Origin of the sequence: Pseudomonas sp. HMWF032 (assembly GCF_003060885.1) — a bacterium.
In the GTDB taxonomy this organism is placed as follows: Bacteria; Pseudomonadota; Gammaproteobacteria; order Pseudomonadales; family Pseudomonadaceae; genus Aquipseudomonas.
The window spans coordinates 80,440-94,677 of the sequence record NZ_QAIG01000002.1; the positions used below are offsets into that span (position 1 = coordinate 80,440).

Consider the following 14,238-nt stretch of genomic DNA (forward strand, 5'->3'; position numbering starts at 1 on the left):
TGTACAAGTCAATGTTTTTGTACAACTACTGTATGACTTTGTGTGTAAGGGTGTTACGTCCAGCCCATGCGCCAATGTTCGGGGTTTTCCAGTGCACGCCAGTCCAGACGCTGGCAGCGCTGATTGAGCACGGCCTGCAGTTCGATCTGCAACACCGTGCCGTCTTCGTCACAGAACAGCTCGGTGACGAGAAAGTGCTTTTCGCGATTCTGCGGCTGCGTTGCGGTCCATTTCGACAGCAACAGCTTGCGCGGGTTAAGCCGATGCTTGGCTGGTGTTTTGTGCGCATACGCGGTCATTGCAGGTGCTCAAGCAGGCGGCGGGCTGCTTCCTGGCCGCTGAGCCAGGCGCCTTCAACCCGACCGGACAGGCACCAGTCGCCGCAGGCATAGATGCCCAGGTCGGCATCGGCCAATACGCCCCACTGGTGGGCGCTGGCGGGGCGGGCGTAGAGCCAGCGGTGCGCCAGGCTGAAGGCCGGGGCGGGTACGGCACAGCCGATCAGTTCGGCAAAGACACCGAGCAACTGTTCGATGACGGCTTCCTTGGGCAGATCCAAGTGCTGCTTGGTCCACTGGCTGGTGGCATGCAACACCCAGGTGTCGAGTTGGGTGTCACGACCGGGTTTGTTGCGGTTACGGGCCAGCCAGTCGAGCGGACTGTCTTGCACGAAGCAACCTTCGACGCGGGTTTCCAGCGGACTGTTGAAGGCCAGGGCGACGGCCCAGGTTGGGTCCATCATCACGCTGGCGGCGGCGCCGGCGAGTTTCGGTACGCTGGACAGCAGTGCGGTGGCTTGCGGCGCCGGGGTGGCGACAATGACATGACTGAAGGGGCCGTGGCTGTTGCCTTCAGCGTCCTGTAGGTGCCAGTGCTGCTCGCCGCGAAACACTTCGGTGATGCGGCAGGAGAAGGCCACGGGTAGTGCGCCGAGCAGGGCGCGGGTGATCGCACTCATGCGCGGGCTGCCGACCCAGCGCACTTGCTCATCCGGCGAGGCGCTGAGCTGGCCGTTGCTGAAGTTGTAGAGGCTGGGGGTCCATTCAGCGACCCAGCCTCGCGTCTGCCATTGCTGCACCACCTCGACAAAGCGGCGGTCACGGGCGGTGAAATACTGCGCGCCAAGGTCCAGCGCGCCGGCATCACTGCGTTTGCTGGCCATGCGGCCGCCACTGCCGCGACTCTTATCGAACAGTTGGACGGGGTGTCCGGCGGCATGCAGTGCCTGGGCGGCAGACAGCCCGGCGATGCCGGTGCCGATGATGGCGATGGGGTGTAGAGCGGTCATGGTCTACCTCGTGTTTTCAAGCGTTAGGCTACGCTTTAGACAAAAGCTATACAATATTGTTTTTGTGTATAAGCTATGTCGGAGTTGATCCTGCCTTTCTATAGTTAAGACAACCTGCAGCCGGATTGAAGCCACACAGGCACAAATCAGTCGGCGGCGATTTATCCGGTGCATACATGAGGGCAAGCGCATGCACATTCTTCTGACCGGTGGAACCGGCTTGATCGGGCGCGCACTCTGTCGGTACTGGTTGCAACAGGGCCACCAGCTGACGGTCTGGAGCCGCAGGCCCGAGCAGGTCGGTGCCCTGTGTGGCCAAGCGGTGCGTGGTATTGCTCAGCTTGATGAGTTGGCTGAAGAACCATTGGATGCCGTGGTCAATCTGGCTGGTGCGCCGATTGCCGATCGTCCCTGGACGCGCAAGCGCAAGGCGCTGTTGTGGGCTAGCCGGATCGGCCTGACCGAAGAACTGCTGGCCTGGCTGGAAAGCCGCGCGCACAAGCCCCAGGTGTTGCTGTCTGGCTCGGCGGTAGGCTGGTACGGCGACGGTGGCGAGCGCGAGCTGCATGAAGATTCGCCGCCGGTGAGTGAGGATTTCGCCGCGCAGTTGTGTGGCGCCTGGGAAGAGACCGCCTTGCGCGCTGAGGAGCTGGGCATCCGTGTGGTGCTACTGCGCACCGGACTGGTGCTGGCCCGTGATGGCGGGCTGCTCAAGCGTCTGTTGCTGCCGTTCAAGCTCGGTTTAGGCGGCCCGCTGGGCAATGGCCGGCAGTGGATGCCGTGGATTCATCTCAGCGATCAAATCGCCCTGATTGATTTTCTCCTGCAGCAGGACTCGGCTCGCGGTCCTTATAATGCCTGTGCGCCGACGCCTGAGCGTAATCACGCCTTTAGCCAGGCCTTGGGCCGTGCGTTGCATCGGCCGGCCTTTATGCCGGCTCCGGCGTTTGCCTTGCGCACGCTGTTGGGGGAACTGTCGGTGCTGCTGCTTGGTGGTCAGCGCGCGATGCCGACACGCTTGCAGGCGGCGGGTTTCAGTTTTCGTTTTACTCATTTGGATGTAGCCCTGGCAGATTTGCTGGGTCAACCGGACTAGGAATTTGCATGACCGATCACGCCTTGCTGTTGGTAAACCTGGGCTCGCCGGCCTCCACTGACGTGGCTGATGTGCGCCGTTACCTCAACCAGTTCCTGATGGACCCCTACGTCATCGACTTGCCCTGGCCGCTGCGGCGCCTGCTGGTTTCGCTGATTCTGATCAAGCGTCCCGCGGCTTCGGCGCATGCCTACGCCTCGATCTGGTGGGAAGACGGCTCGCCGTTGGTGGTGCTGAGCAAGCGTCTGCACCAAGCGATGAAGGCGTCCTGGACCCACGGTCCGGTGGAGCTGGCCATGCGCTATGGCGAGCCGTCCCTGCAAACCGTGCTGACGCGCCTGGCCGAACAGGGTATCAAGCAGGTCACCCTGGCGCCGCTGTACCCGCAGTTTGCCGACAGCACCACCACCACGGTGATCGAAGAGGCCAGGCGGGTGGTGCGTGAGCAACAACTGCCGATCCGTTTTTCCATCCTGCCGCCGTTTTACGATCAGCCGGAATACCTGAATGCACTGGTCGACAGTGCCAAGCCCTACCTGGAGCAGGATTTCGACCACCTGCTGCTGAGTTTCCATGGCCTGCCTGAACGCCACCTGCACAAGCTCGATGCCAGCGGTCATTGCCTGAAAGGTGCTGATTGCTGCCGTACCGCTTCGCCCGAAGTGCTCGCCAGCTGTTACCGGGCGCAGTGCCTGCGCAGTGCCGAGTTGTTCGCCGAGCGCATGGGCCTCAAGCCCGAGCAGTGGTCGGTGTCGTTCCAGTCGCGTCTGGGCCGCGCCAAGTGGATCGAGCCCTACACCGAGGCGCGTCTCGATGAACTGGCCAAGCAGGGCGTGAAGAAGTTGCTGGTGATGTGCCCGGCCTTTGTCGCCGACTGCATCGAGACCTTGGAGGAAATCGGCGACCGTGGCCGCGAGCAGTTTGTTGAGGCCGGTGGCGAGAGCCTGCAACTGGTGCCGTGTCTAAATGATCATCCAAGCTGGGTGGCCGCCCTGAAAACGCTGAGTGAGCGCGCACCGCTGATGCTGTAACGGCACGTCTTGTAACAGTCATTCGTGCAAAGCGGTGTTGCGCATTCGTCTGGCTGATAACGGCTTCGCGCGGTACTCATTTGCTTCGTCCTCGGCCTAAGCTGGCAGCTCTTTCAACCGTCGTGCACCGCACCAACGGTGCCGAGGAGACTGCCAGTGCCCAACAACAATACCGGCTATCCCTCTGCTACCCGAGCCTGGGTAACTGTCGCCATCTTGATGGTGGCGTACGTGCTGTCGTTTATCGATCGGCAGATTCTCAATTTGCTGGTCGGTCCGATCCGTCGTGACCTGATGATCAGTGACACGCAGATGAGCTTGCTGATGGGGCTGTCCTTTGCGCTGTTCTACACCGTCTGCGGCATTCCCCTGGGCCGTTTGGCTGATACCAAGAGCCGTCGAGGGCTGATTGCCATCGGCGTGCTGTTCTGGAGCGCGGCGACTGCCGCCTGCGGCATGGCCAAGTTGTATTGGCAATTTCTGCTCTGCCGCATCGGCGTAGGCGTCGGTGAGGCGGCACTGTCGCCGGCGGCCTACTCGCTGATTGCCGACAGCTTTCCGGCCGAGCGGCGTGCCACGGCGATCAGCGTGTATTCCATGGGGGTTTACCTGGGGTCCGGACTGGCGTTTCTGCTTGGCGGCCTGGTGATTCAGTTTGCTTCGGCGCAGGGTGATGTGGTGCTGCCGGTGTTCGGTGAAGTACGGCCCTGGCAGCTGATCTTCCTGATTCTCGGTGCGGCCGGGGTGTTGTTCACCCTGCTGATGCTGGCGATCAAGGAGCCGGTAAGGCGCGGCGTGGGGGCCGGGGTGGCGGTGCCGCTGGCGGATGTCGGCCGGTATATCCGTGCCAACCGGCGTACCGTGCTGTGCCACAACTTCGGTTTTGCCGGCCTGGCGTTTGCTGGTTACGGCAGTGCGGCCTGGATTCCGACCTTCTTTATTCGCACTTACGGTTGGGATGCCAGTCAGGTAGGGATCGTTTACGGCAGCATCGTGGCGGTGTTCGGATGCCTGGGCATTGTCTTCGGTGGCCGTCTGGCGGACTGGATGGCCAAGCGCGGCAGCAGCGACGCCAATATGCGTGTCGGCCTGTATGCCGCCATCGGTGCGGTGCCTTGTGTGTTGGCCTTCCCCTTGATGGAAACGGCACTGTGGGCGGCGATTCTCACTGCGCCGGCGGTGTTTTTCCTGAGCATGCCGTTTGGTGTCGCACCGGCCGCTATTCAGGAAATCATGCCCAACTCGATGCGCGGTCAGGCTTCAGCGATCTACCTGTTTGTGATCACCCTGATTGGCTTGGGCATCGGCCCGACGGCGGTGGCGCTGGTGACCGACTATGTGTTTGCCGATGACATGGCGCTGCGTTACTCGCTGCTGATCGTCACCAGCATCGCCGTGTTCAGCTCGATTGTGCTGCTGAGCATGAGCCTCAAGCCTTACCGCGAGAGCGTGGTGCGGTTGCAGCAGTGGAGCGGCGGTGGGGCTGCCAAGATCGAGGTGCCCGTCGTTGGTGAGCTGAAGCCTTCGACCTGAGACTGTGTCTGGATAAAAAAGCCCCGCGATTGCGGGGCTTTTTTATCCAGCGTCAGTGCACTGCTTAGGGCGTCGGCTCGTCGTCGAGCGCCCTGTTCTTCCAGCCCTGGCCGCTGGGCAGCAGAAGGTTGAGCGCCAGGGCGCTGATGGCGCACAGCGAGATGCCGGACAGGGCGAACTCGTTGCCGCCTATGACCATGCCGCCGATGCCGAACACCAGGGTCACCGAGACGATGATCAGGTTACGGGCTTCTGACAGATCGACTTGGTGACGGATCAGGGTATTCAAACCGACCACCGCGATGGAGCCAAACAGCAGGCAGAGAATACCGCCCATCACCGGTACAGGAATGCTCTGCAGTGCGGCGCCGAACTTGCCGATAAAGGCCAGACCGATGGCGAAGACTGCCGCCCAGGTCATGATTTTTGGGTTGTAGGCCTTGGTCAGCATCACCGCGCCGGTGACTTCGGCGTAGGTGGTATTGGGGGGGCCACCAAACAGGCCGGCGGCCGAGGTGGCCAGGCCGTCACCAAGCAAGGTGCGATGCAGGCCGGGCTTGCGCACGAAGTCCTTACCGGTGACGGTGCCGACGGCGATCACCCCGCCGATATGCTCGATGGCTGGCGCCAGGGCCACTGGCAGCATGTAGAGAATGGCGCCCAGGTGGAACTCGGGGGCGACGAAGTTGGGCATCGCCAGCCAGGGTGCGGCGGCGATACCAGCGGTGTCGATCACCCCGAAGAAGGCCGCCAGCCCGCAGCCGACCACGATGCCGGCGATGATCGGCACCAGGCGCAGCAGGCCGCTGCCGAGTACGGCCACCAGCAAGGTGGTGACCAGTGCCGGCATGGAGATAAGCATTGCGGTCTGGTAGGGCACCAACTGCACGCTGGCATCCCCCGTCTTGCCCATGGCCATGTTTACCGCGACCGGCGACAAGGCCAGACCGATGGCGATGATCACCGGGCCGATCACCACCGGCGGCAGGATACGGTCGATAAAACCCGGCCCCTTGAGCCTCACCGCCAGGCCGAGAAACATATAGACGAAGCCGGCTGCGACCACCCCGCCGAGTACCGCCGGCAGGCCGAATTCGCCCTTGGCGGCGATTATCGGCGCGATAAAGGCGAAGCTGGAGGCGAGGAATACCGGCACCTGACGCCCTGTGGCCAGTTGGAACAGCAAGGTGCCGATGCCGGCGGTAAATAGTGCGACGTTAGGGTCCATGCCGGTGATCAGTGGCATCAACACCAGGGCACCGAACGCGACGAACAGCATCTGCGCTCCTGATAGCACCTGGCGCCAGAGTGGATCGTTGTATTCATCCAGCATGGCTCAGGCGTCCTTTTGTTTGGTGCCGAAGATCTTGTCGCCGGCATCACCGAGGCCGGGAATGATGTAGCCGTGTTCGTTCAAGCGCTGATCGATGGAGGCTGTGTAAATGGTCACGTCCGGATGTGCATCGTTGACCACCTTGATGCCTTCTGGTGCAGCCACCAGCACCATGGCGCGGATTTCCTTGCAACCGGCTTTTTTCAGCAGGTCGATGGTGGCGACCATTGAGCCGCCAGTGGCGAGCATCGGGTCGATGATCATCGCCAGGCGCTCGTCGATTTCGGGTACCAGTTTTTCCAGGTAAGTGTGCGCCTGCAGAGTTTCCTCGTTGCGCGCCACACCGACCGCGCTGACCTTGGCGCCCGGGATCAGGCTGAGCACGCCTTCGAGCATGCCGATGCCCGCGCGCAGGATCGGCACTACAGTGATTTTTTTGCCGGAGATTTTTTCCACCTGCACGGTGCCGCACCAGCCCTCGATCTCATAGTTTTCCAGGGGCAGATCCTTGGTTGCTTCATAGGTCAGCAGCGCACCCACTTCCTGGGCCAACTCACGGAAATTTTTCGTGCTGATATCGGCGCGGCGCATCAGGCCGAGTTTGTGGCGGATCAGCGGATGGCGGATCTCGAGAATGGGCATGGACAGGGCTCTCCGGCAGGACGGCAAAAATTCGCGATAGATTAAAGCATTGGCTGTGCCAAGTGCTGAGCCTTGATGGTCTAAAGTCGCTAAAAAGTAGCTATCGTGCTGCTGCTTGCGGGCAATTGACGCAGTTGGTCTGTCAGGGCTTGCTCTGTCTGGCGCAGATGCGTACCTTTGCCGGCTTTTATTTTGACGCTTCGATCAGCTTTCTGGTCTGACCGTCCCGCTCCCAAGAGGAAACAGCATGTCCGTCGATCTCGCGCATATCCGCCAAGTCATGGCCGAAGCCGATTGCCTGCACAGCAATGCCGAGGTTGAGGTGGCCATCGACACCATGGCGGCCGCTATCAACAGTGAGATGGCTGACAGCAACCCTGTGGTGTTCTGCGTGATGAACGGTGGACTGATCTTCTCCGGTAAGCTGCTGCCCAAGCTCAATTTTCCGTTGGAACTGTCCTACCTGCACGCCACCCGCTACCGCAATGAAACCAGCGGTGGCGAGTTGTTCTGGAAGGCCAAGCCGGAAATCTCCTTTATCGACCGCGATGTGCTGATCATCGACGACATACTCGATGAAGGGCACACCCTTGGTGCCATCATTGATTTTTGCCGGCATGCGGGTGCCAAGAACGTGCGCATCGCCGTGCTGGTAGACAAAACCCACGACCGCAAAGCGCGCCCCGACCTCAAGGCCGATTACGTCGGTATGTCTTGCGTTGATCGCTATGTGTTTGGCTACGGCATGGACTACAAGGGCTACTGGCGTAATGCGCCGGGTATTTACGCGGTTAAAGGGTTGTAAGACGTATGACTGAGCCACGCTTTCTCGATCAGACCCTGTTTGGCGCATTGGTCGAGCAAGCGGCGGCCAGCCCACGGCAACGCCAGCACCATAACTTCCACCAGATGGAAGAACCCTGCCACCGCATGGCGGTGGGGCTGCAGCCTGACACCTATATCCCGCCGCACCGCCATCTTTCGGCGGACAAGGCCGAAGCGCTGCTGGTGCTCAAGGGTCGCCTGGGCGTGCTGATCTTCGATGACGCCGGTGAGGTGTTGGATAAGCGTGTGCTGCAGGCCGGTGGCGAGTGTGTCGGCGTCGACCTGCCGCCTGGGGTGTTTCATGCTCTGGTGGTGCTGGAAGCCAACAGCATTCTCTTCGAATGCAAAGCCGGGCCCTACAAACCAGTGGGGGAGGGCGAGCAGGCCGGTTGGGCACCGCGTGAAGGCGAACCTGGCGTTGCCGACTACCGGGCCTGGATGCGCGCACAATTCACGTAGTCCGTTTATTCCCCATCGGGCTTTGGCGCTAGCCACCGCAACGCTTTCTCCCTGGCCTGCGCCAGGTCGCGTACATAAGCCAACTCACCTTCAATACGCACGATGCCGGCGCGGCGCAATTGCAGGCGCACCTGTGGCGTTGGGCCGCTGAGCACCAGGGCGACATGCTGTTCGCGGTAGTCGCGCAGTACATTGTCCAGCGCGGCAATCGCGGTCATGTCCAGTAACGGTACGGCGCTGATATCGACGATCACCACCTTCACTCCTGGGGTAAAGCGCCTGAGCACGCTTAGGGCCTTTTCTGCTGCGCCGAAGAACAGCGGCCCGCGAATGGCATAAGCCAGCACGTGTTCGGGCAGATCATTAAGCGCCTGGTGAAAGTGCTTGGGCAGCGCTTCGGTATCGGTCAGGTCGCTCATGCGCTTGATAAACAGCCCGGCGGCCAGCAGCAGGCCGACGCCCACGGCCAGTACCATGTCGAACAGCACGGTAAGAATCAGGCAGGTCAGCAGCACCAGCACATCACTGCGTGGGGCGATGCGCAGGGTGTGTCGCACATGCCGCGGCTCGCTCATATTCCACGCCACCACCAGCAGCAAGGCCGCCAGCGCCGCCATCGGCAGGTAGCTGAATAAGGGGGCGAGAAACAGGATGGCAATCAGCACCACGCCGGCATGGGTAATCGCCGCCAGTGGCGAGTAAGCCCCGGCGCGTACGTTGGCGGCACTGCGGGCAATCGCAGCAGTGGCGGTGATACCGCCGAACAGTGGCGCCACCAGATTACCGATGCCCTGGCCGATCAACTCACCATTGGGCTCGTGTTTGCTGCCGGTCATGCCATCGGCGACCACCGCGCACAGCAGCGACTCAATCGCTCCGAGCATGGCGATGGCAAACGCCGGCGCGAGCAGCTGGCGGAACAGCTCGAAGCTCACCACCAGCGGTTGGCCATCGGCGCCAGGTAGCTGCCAGGGCCAAATAAAGCTCGGCAGAAACGGTGGAATACCCGGGTGCTCAACGCCATTCAGGCTATAGCTGAAGCGCTCGCCAAGGGTCGCCACGGGAATCTGCAGGCTTTCCAGCAACAGCCCGAGCAGTGCGCCGATGGTCAGTGCCACCAGATGCCCGGGTATTTTTGGCACCCAGCGCGGCCAGATCAGCAGCGTCGCCAGGCACACGAGCGCCACCAGGCTGTCACCCAGCTGCAAGCTGGGCAGGGCGTGCAGCAGGCCGTTGAGCTGTTCGATGTAGTTGTTCGGCTGGCTGCTGAGCTGCAGGCCTAACAGGTCCTTGATCTGCAGGGTGGCGATGACGATGCCGATACCGGCGGTAAAACCCAGCGTTACTGGGTAGGGAATAAACTCGATCAGCCGCCCGGCGCGCATCAGCCCGAGGGCAATCAGAATAACGCCCGCCATCAGGGTGCAGAGCAGCAGGCCACCCAGGCCGAATTGCTGGGTGACCGGCAGCAAAATCACCACAAAGGCGGCGGTCGGCCCGGATACGTTAAAGCGCGAGCCGCCAAACAGGGCGATCAGCGTGCCGGCTACCAGCACCGTGTACAGGCCGTGCTGCGGCGCCACACCGACGGCAATTGCCAGGGCCATGGCCAGCGGAATGGCGATGATCCCCACCGTTAAACCGGCGCTCAGGTCGCTGCGCAGGTTTTTCCAGCCATAGCCGGCGCGCAGCGTCTGGCGCCAGGCGGAGAACAGTGGCGGTAAGGGCAGCGACATAATGACTCCCAGGTGGCTGGGCGCAGTATAGGGGCCATGCGCGACGGGCGGTGTTGACCTAAGTCGGCTGTGCGCCAGCCTCAACGCGTGTTAAACCCTGTGGTTGTCCGGCATCCGTTGAGCCCTTGCCCGCCCCGGAGGTACACTGCCGGCCCCGTGTGGCCTGGTTAGCTGGAGTGAACGATGCGTAAAGACAAGAAACAGGTGATTGGCGAAGCGATTGGTGACGAGCCGATCAAACTGTTCCTCAGCGTAGAGCCGGCCGATGCCACGCCGCCGTCGCTGCACAAGCTGGTCAAGGCCTACCGTGGTCTGCGTATCGACGATTTCGAGCGTTTTGTCGGCTTCTTCGTTGCCGCCGGCTACGATCTGAACGCCAAGGATGCCCAGGGTAACGACTTTATCGCACTGATCCAGGATCAACGTTTTGCCGAGCCCTATATCGAAGTGATCAAAGCCGCCCGCGGCTAAGAACCTGCCCAACGTCTGCTGCGCGTCGGCCCTGCTGCGTTAAAAGCAGGTTCGGAATGCTCATTTACAGCCAGTAAACTCCGCTTCCTCACCTGCTTTTGCCTTGCATGGCTCTAGCTCGCGAGACGTTGAGCAGGTTCTGCATCTTCCTCTCCCACAAAGCCGCGACCTGTTCGCGGCTTTGTTGTTTCTGAAACCCGCGCTGCTTCTTACTGATAATCACGCAAATCAATAGTGCTGGGCGAGGCGAGACGACCGGTCATATTCTTGCCGGCATGAACGCCAGCATCCGACTCGACAAGCGTGACCTGATCCTCGCTAAAGGCGCCGAGGTGATGACCCGTCGGGGTTATCACGGTGCCGGCGTGCAGGAAATCGTCCAGGCTGCGGGGGTGCCGAAAGGCTCCTTCTACCACTACTTCGCCAGCAAGGAAGACTTTGCCCTGCAAGCCTTGCAGCAGGTCTATCAGCCGCGCCTGGCGCGTTATGCCGAAGCGCTGGCCAATCCTGCATTAAGCCCACGCGAGCGCATCCTGGGTTATTACGCCGAACTGGTGGAGCACTTCGCCCGTCAGGAACGTCTGGAATACCACTGCTTTATCGGCAGCCTGAGTTTTGAGATGGCGGAGTTGTCGCCGACGCTGGGCGCGCAGGTCGATGCGATTCTGCAAGCTTCGGCGGACATCCTCCAGGCCTGCCTCGATCAGGCGCAAGCCGTTGGCGAACTTCCCGCCGACGAAGATTGCCGCAACCTGGCGAGTTTTATCGCCAATGCCTGGCAAGGCGCATTGACCCGGCTCAAGGTGGCGAACAACACCCGTGCCCTGACTGACTTTATCCAACGCCTGCAGCTGCTGTTGCAGCCTTGATCACAAGCCCCTTTAACCAGTTGCGGCGCTCTGGCCGCCCCGAGGAATGATGATGACCGATCCCGTTAAAGCGCTGTTCCAACCCTTTACCCTGGGCAATCTGGCGCTGCCGACCCGTGTGGTCATGGCGCCCATGACCCGTTCCTTCTCCCCAGGTGGCGTGCCGAACAGCAAGGTTATCGAGTATTACCGCCGCCGCGCCGCTGCCGGTGTTGGCCTGATCGTCACTGAGGGCACCACCGTCGGCCACAAGGCTGCCAACGGTTACCCGAACGTGCCGCGTTTTTATGGTGAAGACGCCCTGGCCGGCTGGAAGAAAGTGGTAGATGCCGTGCATGCCGAAGGCGGCAAGATCGTTCCGCAACTGTGGCACGTGGGCAATGTGCGCAAGCTCGGTACCGAGCCGGACGCCAGCGTCCCAGGCTACGGCCCGAGTGAGAAGATCAAAGAGGGTAACGTGGTTGTGCACGGCATGACCCAGGACGACATCAACGAGGTGATCGCCGCTTTCGCCCAGGCCGCCAAGGATGCCCAAGCCATTGGCATGGACGGCGTGGAAATCCACGGTGCCCACGGCTACCTGGTTGATCAGTTCTTCTGGGAAGGCAGCAACAAGCGCACCGACGCCTACGGCGGTGACCTGGCGCAGCGCTCGCGTTTTGCCATTGAACTGATCCAGGCCGTGCGCGCTGCCGTCGGTCCGGACTTCCCGATCATCTTCCGCTTCTCGCAGTGGAAACAGCAGGATTACACCGCGCGTCTGGTGCAAACGCCGGAAGCGCTGGGGGCCTTCCTCAAGCCGCTGGCCGATGCTGGCGTGGACATCTTCCACTGCTCGACGCGCCGCTTCTGGGAGCCGGAGTTCGAAGGCTCGGACCTCAACCTGGCCGGCTGGACGCGCAAGCTCACCGGCAAACCAACCATCACCGTTGGCAGCGTCGGCCTGGATGGTGAGTTCCTGCAGTTCATGGTCAACACCGACAAGGTGGCCCAGCCGGCCAGCCTGGAAAACCTGCTGGAGCGCCTGAACAAGCAGGAGTTCGACCTGGTGGCTGTAGGCCGTGCCCTGCTGGTTGACCCGGATTGGGCGGTGAAAGTGCGTGATGGCCGCGAGCAGGACATTCTGCCGTTTAGCCGCGATGCGCTGACCAGCCTGGTGTAACTATTGGTTTTATCGTGTGCACCGCAAAACGGTGCAACACTCCTCAAGCCCCGGCACATCGGGGCTTTTTTTCGTCTGCATATCGGGTGCACGGGTAGGTTGGGTTGAGGAGCAACGCGACGAAGCCCAACGAGACATGCAGCGGCCTGTTGGGCTTCGCTGCGCTCAACACCAACCTACGGTTTATCGCCTCACAACACGCAATGGCTACATAGCTTTTTCGTCCGGTATCGGCCGCTTGTGTCGATTGATATCCGGCGCTCTGCAGGCAAGCTGCGCCTCGTTGACTAGTATTGCCAGTGCCCCGTCATCAGGTATCGACCATGAAGCGTGTTGCACCGATTGCTGTATCCGTTGTCTTGTTGGTGCTGATCAGCCTGGCCGCTGCGGTTGCCTGGAACTGGGCGCCTGATCGCCCCGTGGCGGACCTCAAGCCGCGCTGGGCTTTGCCACCGTCGCAGTTTGTGGCGGTTGACGGCATGCTGGTGCACCTGCGCGACCAAGGCCCGCGGGATGACCCCGCGCCGATTGTGCTGCTGCACGGCACCTCGGCCAGCCTGCACACCTGGGAAGGCTGGGTGGCGGCATTGCAGACTAAGCGTCGGGTGATCAGCCTTGATCTGCCAGGCTTCGGCCTGACCGGGCCATTCCCTGATGGCGATTACCGCATGGCCCACTACAGCGCCTTTCTCGGCCATGTGCTGGATCAGTTGCAGGTGCCGCGTGCGGTGGTAGCGGGCAACAGTTTTGGCGGGCAACTGGCCTGGCAGTTTGCCCTTGACCATCCGCAGCGCGTTGAGCGGCTGGTGCTGGTGGATGCGGCCGGTTACCCGCGCAATGCCACCTCTATCCCCATCGGTTTTCGTCTGGCGCAGATTCCCGCGCTGGCGCCGGTGATGGCCAACCTGCTGCCCCGGCCGATGATCGAATCAAGCATTCGCAACGTTTATGGCGACCCGAGCAAGGTCAGCGATGCACTGATCGACCGTTACTACGAGCTGACCTTGCGCGCCGGCAACCGTGAAGCCTTGCGTCAGCGCTTTATTCAGGCCGAAGCGGGGCAGAGCTATACGCGTATTGCTGAGCTCAAGGTGCCGACGTTGATTATCTGGGGCGGCCGCGATGAATTGATTCCGCCGGACAACGCCGAGCGCTTCAACCGCGATATCCAGGGCAGTCGCCTGGTGCTGTTCGACGACCTGGGCCATGTGCCCCAAGAAGAGGACCCTGCGCGCACCGTGGCGGTGCTGATGGGGTTTCTAGATGGCTAGGCGGGGTTTCCGCAGTTGTGGACCGCACACTAAGCTGCTGATACTTCGAGAGAGATTGCCCGCATAAAAGAGCTGACGTGCTTTGTGCTTACGCTCTTTGCGCTGATTGGCTGTACGCCATCTTGCTCTAGGCTCTCGGAATAACAATTATTCGGCAGGTGCGGTATGCCCAAGGCCATCAGGCTGTTTGTGCACGCAGTGTAGGCGCTCAACCGCGTTATCGGGCGCTTCGCCATGTCCCTGATCTTCGCCATTCTCGGCGTGCTGCTGTACTCCTCAATCAGCAAGACCTCCTTTTAGTGCGGTTCCTACTTTGCCAACTCGGACAAATGGGCCGAGGTGCCCGAGCACCTGAAAACCCTGTTCAAGCTGTGCATGGACAGCTCCAACTACTACCGCCAGCACTGGTGGTGAAGTTCAGGCGCATGGTTGCGGATGCATTGGCATCGATTTTCACGGATCAGTCAGCCAACTGTCCAATCCTGTACCACACTCAACAGGCTTTTTACCGGGTGTTCTAAC

14 protein-coding genes and 1 pseudogene are annotated in these 14,238 nt (G+C 61.3%); 10 read left to right on the forward strand and 5 right to left on the reverse strand.

The genetic code is table 11. The annotated features are described in order from the left end of the window. Window positions 1-53 precede the first annotated feature (53 nt). Both DBR00_RS01110 and DBR00_RS01115 read right to left on the reverse strand, forming a co-directional pair. Window positions 54-299, reverse strand: a complete 246-nt coding sequence (locus DBR00_RS01110; RefSeq protein WP_108487091.1) for a TIGR02450 family Trp-rich protein — start codon at window positions 297-299, stop codon at window positions 54-56. Then, the gene (locus DBR00_RS01115; protein ID WP_108487092.1) at window positions 296-1,288 is read right to left on the reverse strand and encodes an NAD(P)/FAD-dependent oxidoreductase; all 993 of its coding nucleotides are present in this window, start codon (window positions 1,286-1,288) and stop codon (window positions 296-298) included. The genes DBR00_RS01110 and DBR00_RS01115 overlap by 4 nt, the downstream gene beginning before the upstream one ends. Before the next feature lie 190 nt (window positions 1,289-1,478). Between DBR00_RS01115 and DBR00_RS01120 the strand changes: the two genes are divergently transcribed. The 3 genes from DBR00_RS01120 to DBR00_RS01130 all read left to right on the forward strand — a co-directional run bounded on the left by DBR00_RS01120 (window position 1,479) and on the right by DBR00_RS01130 (window position 4,948). After that, the gene (locus DBR00_RS01120; RefSeq protein ID WP_108487093.1) at window positions 1,479-2,384 is read left to right on the forward strand and encodes a TIGR01777 family oxidoreductase; all 906 of its coding nucleotides are present in this window, start codon (window positions 1,479-1,481) and stop codon (window positions 2,382-2,384) included. 8 nt (window positions 2,385-2,392) lie between these two features. Beyond that, complete coding sequence (gene hemH / locus DBR00_RS01125; protein ID WP_108487094.1) at window positions 2,393-3,415, forward strand: ferrochelatase; 1,023 nt, start codon at window positions 2,393-2,395, stop codon at window positions 3,413-3,415. A gap of 156 nt (window positions 3,416-3,571) precedes the next feature. After that, window positions 3,572-4,948 carry an MFS transporter gene (locus DBR00_RS01130; protein WP_108487095.1) on the forward strand — a complete coding sequence of 459 codons (1,377 nt, stop codon included), beginning with the start codon at window positions 3,572-3,574 and terminating at the stop codon, window positions 4,946-4,948. A 64-nt stretch (window positions 4,949-5,012) separates the two neighbouring features. Here DBR00_RS01130 and DBR00_RS01135 read toward each other — a convergent pair whose 3' ends face one another. After that, window positions 5,013-6,281 carry a uracil-xanthine permease family protein gene (locus DBR00_RS01135; protein WP_108487096.1) on the reverse strand — a complete coding sequence of 423 codons (1,269 nt, stop codon included), beginning with the start codon at window positions 6,279-6,281 and terminating at the stop codon, window positions 5,013-5,015. Window positions 6,282-6,284: 3 nt separating this feature from the next. Further along, window positions 6,285-6,923, reverse strand: coding sequence for a uracil phosphoribosyltransferase (upp, locus tag DBR00_RS01140; RefSeq protein WP_108487097.1), 639 nt, complete (start codon window positions 6,921-6,923; stop codon window positions 6,285-6,287). 247 nt (window positions 6,924-7,170) lie between these two features. Here upp and DBR00_RS01145 point away from each other — a divergent pair, with 247 nt between their 5' ends. Next, entirely contained in the window at window positions 7,171-7,728 is a 558-nt protein-coding gene (locus tag DBR00_RS01145; RefSeq protein ID WP_090375611.1) for a hypoxanthine-guanine phosphoribosyltransferase, read from the forward strand. Between the two features lie 5 nt (window positions 7,729-7,733). Beyond that, a complete protein-coding gene (locus DBR00_RS01150; RefSeq protein WP_108487098.1) occupies window positions 7,734-8,207 on the forward strand; it encodes a WbuC family cupin fold metalloprotein in 474 nt (157 codons plus the stop codon). A gap of 5 nt (window positions 8,208-8,212) precedes the next feature. On the opposite strand, the gene dauA is transcribed toward DBR00_RS01150, so the two are convergent. Continuing rightward, window positions 8,213-9,943: a C4-dicarboxylic acid transporter DauA gene (gene dauA, locus DBR00_RS01155; RefSeq protein ID WP_177479867.1), complete on the reverse strand. Its 1,731-nt coding sequence runs from the start codon at window positions 9,941-9,943 to the stop codon at window positions 8,213-8,215. Between the two features lie 183 nt (window positions 9,944-10,126). Between dauA and DBR00_RS01160 the strand changes: the two genes are divergently transcribed. The 5 genes and pseudogenes from DBR00_RS01160 to DBR00_RS21330 form a co-directional block, all read left to right on the forward strand. Further along, window positions 10,127-10,414 (forward strand): PA4642 family protein, encoded by a 288-nt coding sequence (locus DBR00_RS01160; protein ID WP_108487099.1) that lies wholly within the window; start codon window positions 10,127-10,129, stop codon window positions 10,412-10,414. 275 nt (window positions 10,415-10,689) lie between these two features. Beyond that, window positions 10,690-11,283 (forward strand): TetR/AcrR family transcriptional regulator, encoded by a 594-nt coding sequence (locus DBR00_RS01165; protein ID WP_108487100.1) that lies wholly within the window; start codon window positions 10,690-10,692, stop codon window positions 11,281-11,283. Between the two features lie 52 nt (window positions 11,284-11,335). After that, the gene (locus tag DBR00_RS01170) at window positions 11,336-12,445 is read left to right on the forward strand and encodes an NADH:flavin oxidoreductase (protein WP_108487101.1); all 1,110 of its coding nucleotides are present in this window, start codon (window positions 11,336-11,338) and stop codon (window positions 12,443-12,445) included. A gap of 323 nt (window positions 12,446-12,768) precedes the next feature. Further along, window positions 12,769-13,716 (forward strand): alpha/beta fold hydrolase, encoded by a 948-nt coding sequence (locus tag DBR00_RS01175; protein ID WP_108487102.1) that lies wholly within the window; start codon window positions 12,769-12,771, stop codon window positions 13,714-13,716. 303 nt (window positions 13,717-14,019) lie between these two features. Continuing rightward, window positions 14,020-14,127, forward strand: a pseudogene (locus DBR00_RS21330) (C4-dicarboxylate ABC transporter); the annotation flags it as partial. Window positions 14,128-14,238: the final 111 nt, after the last annotated feature.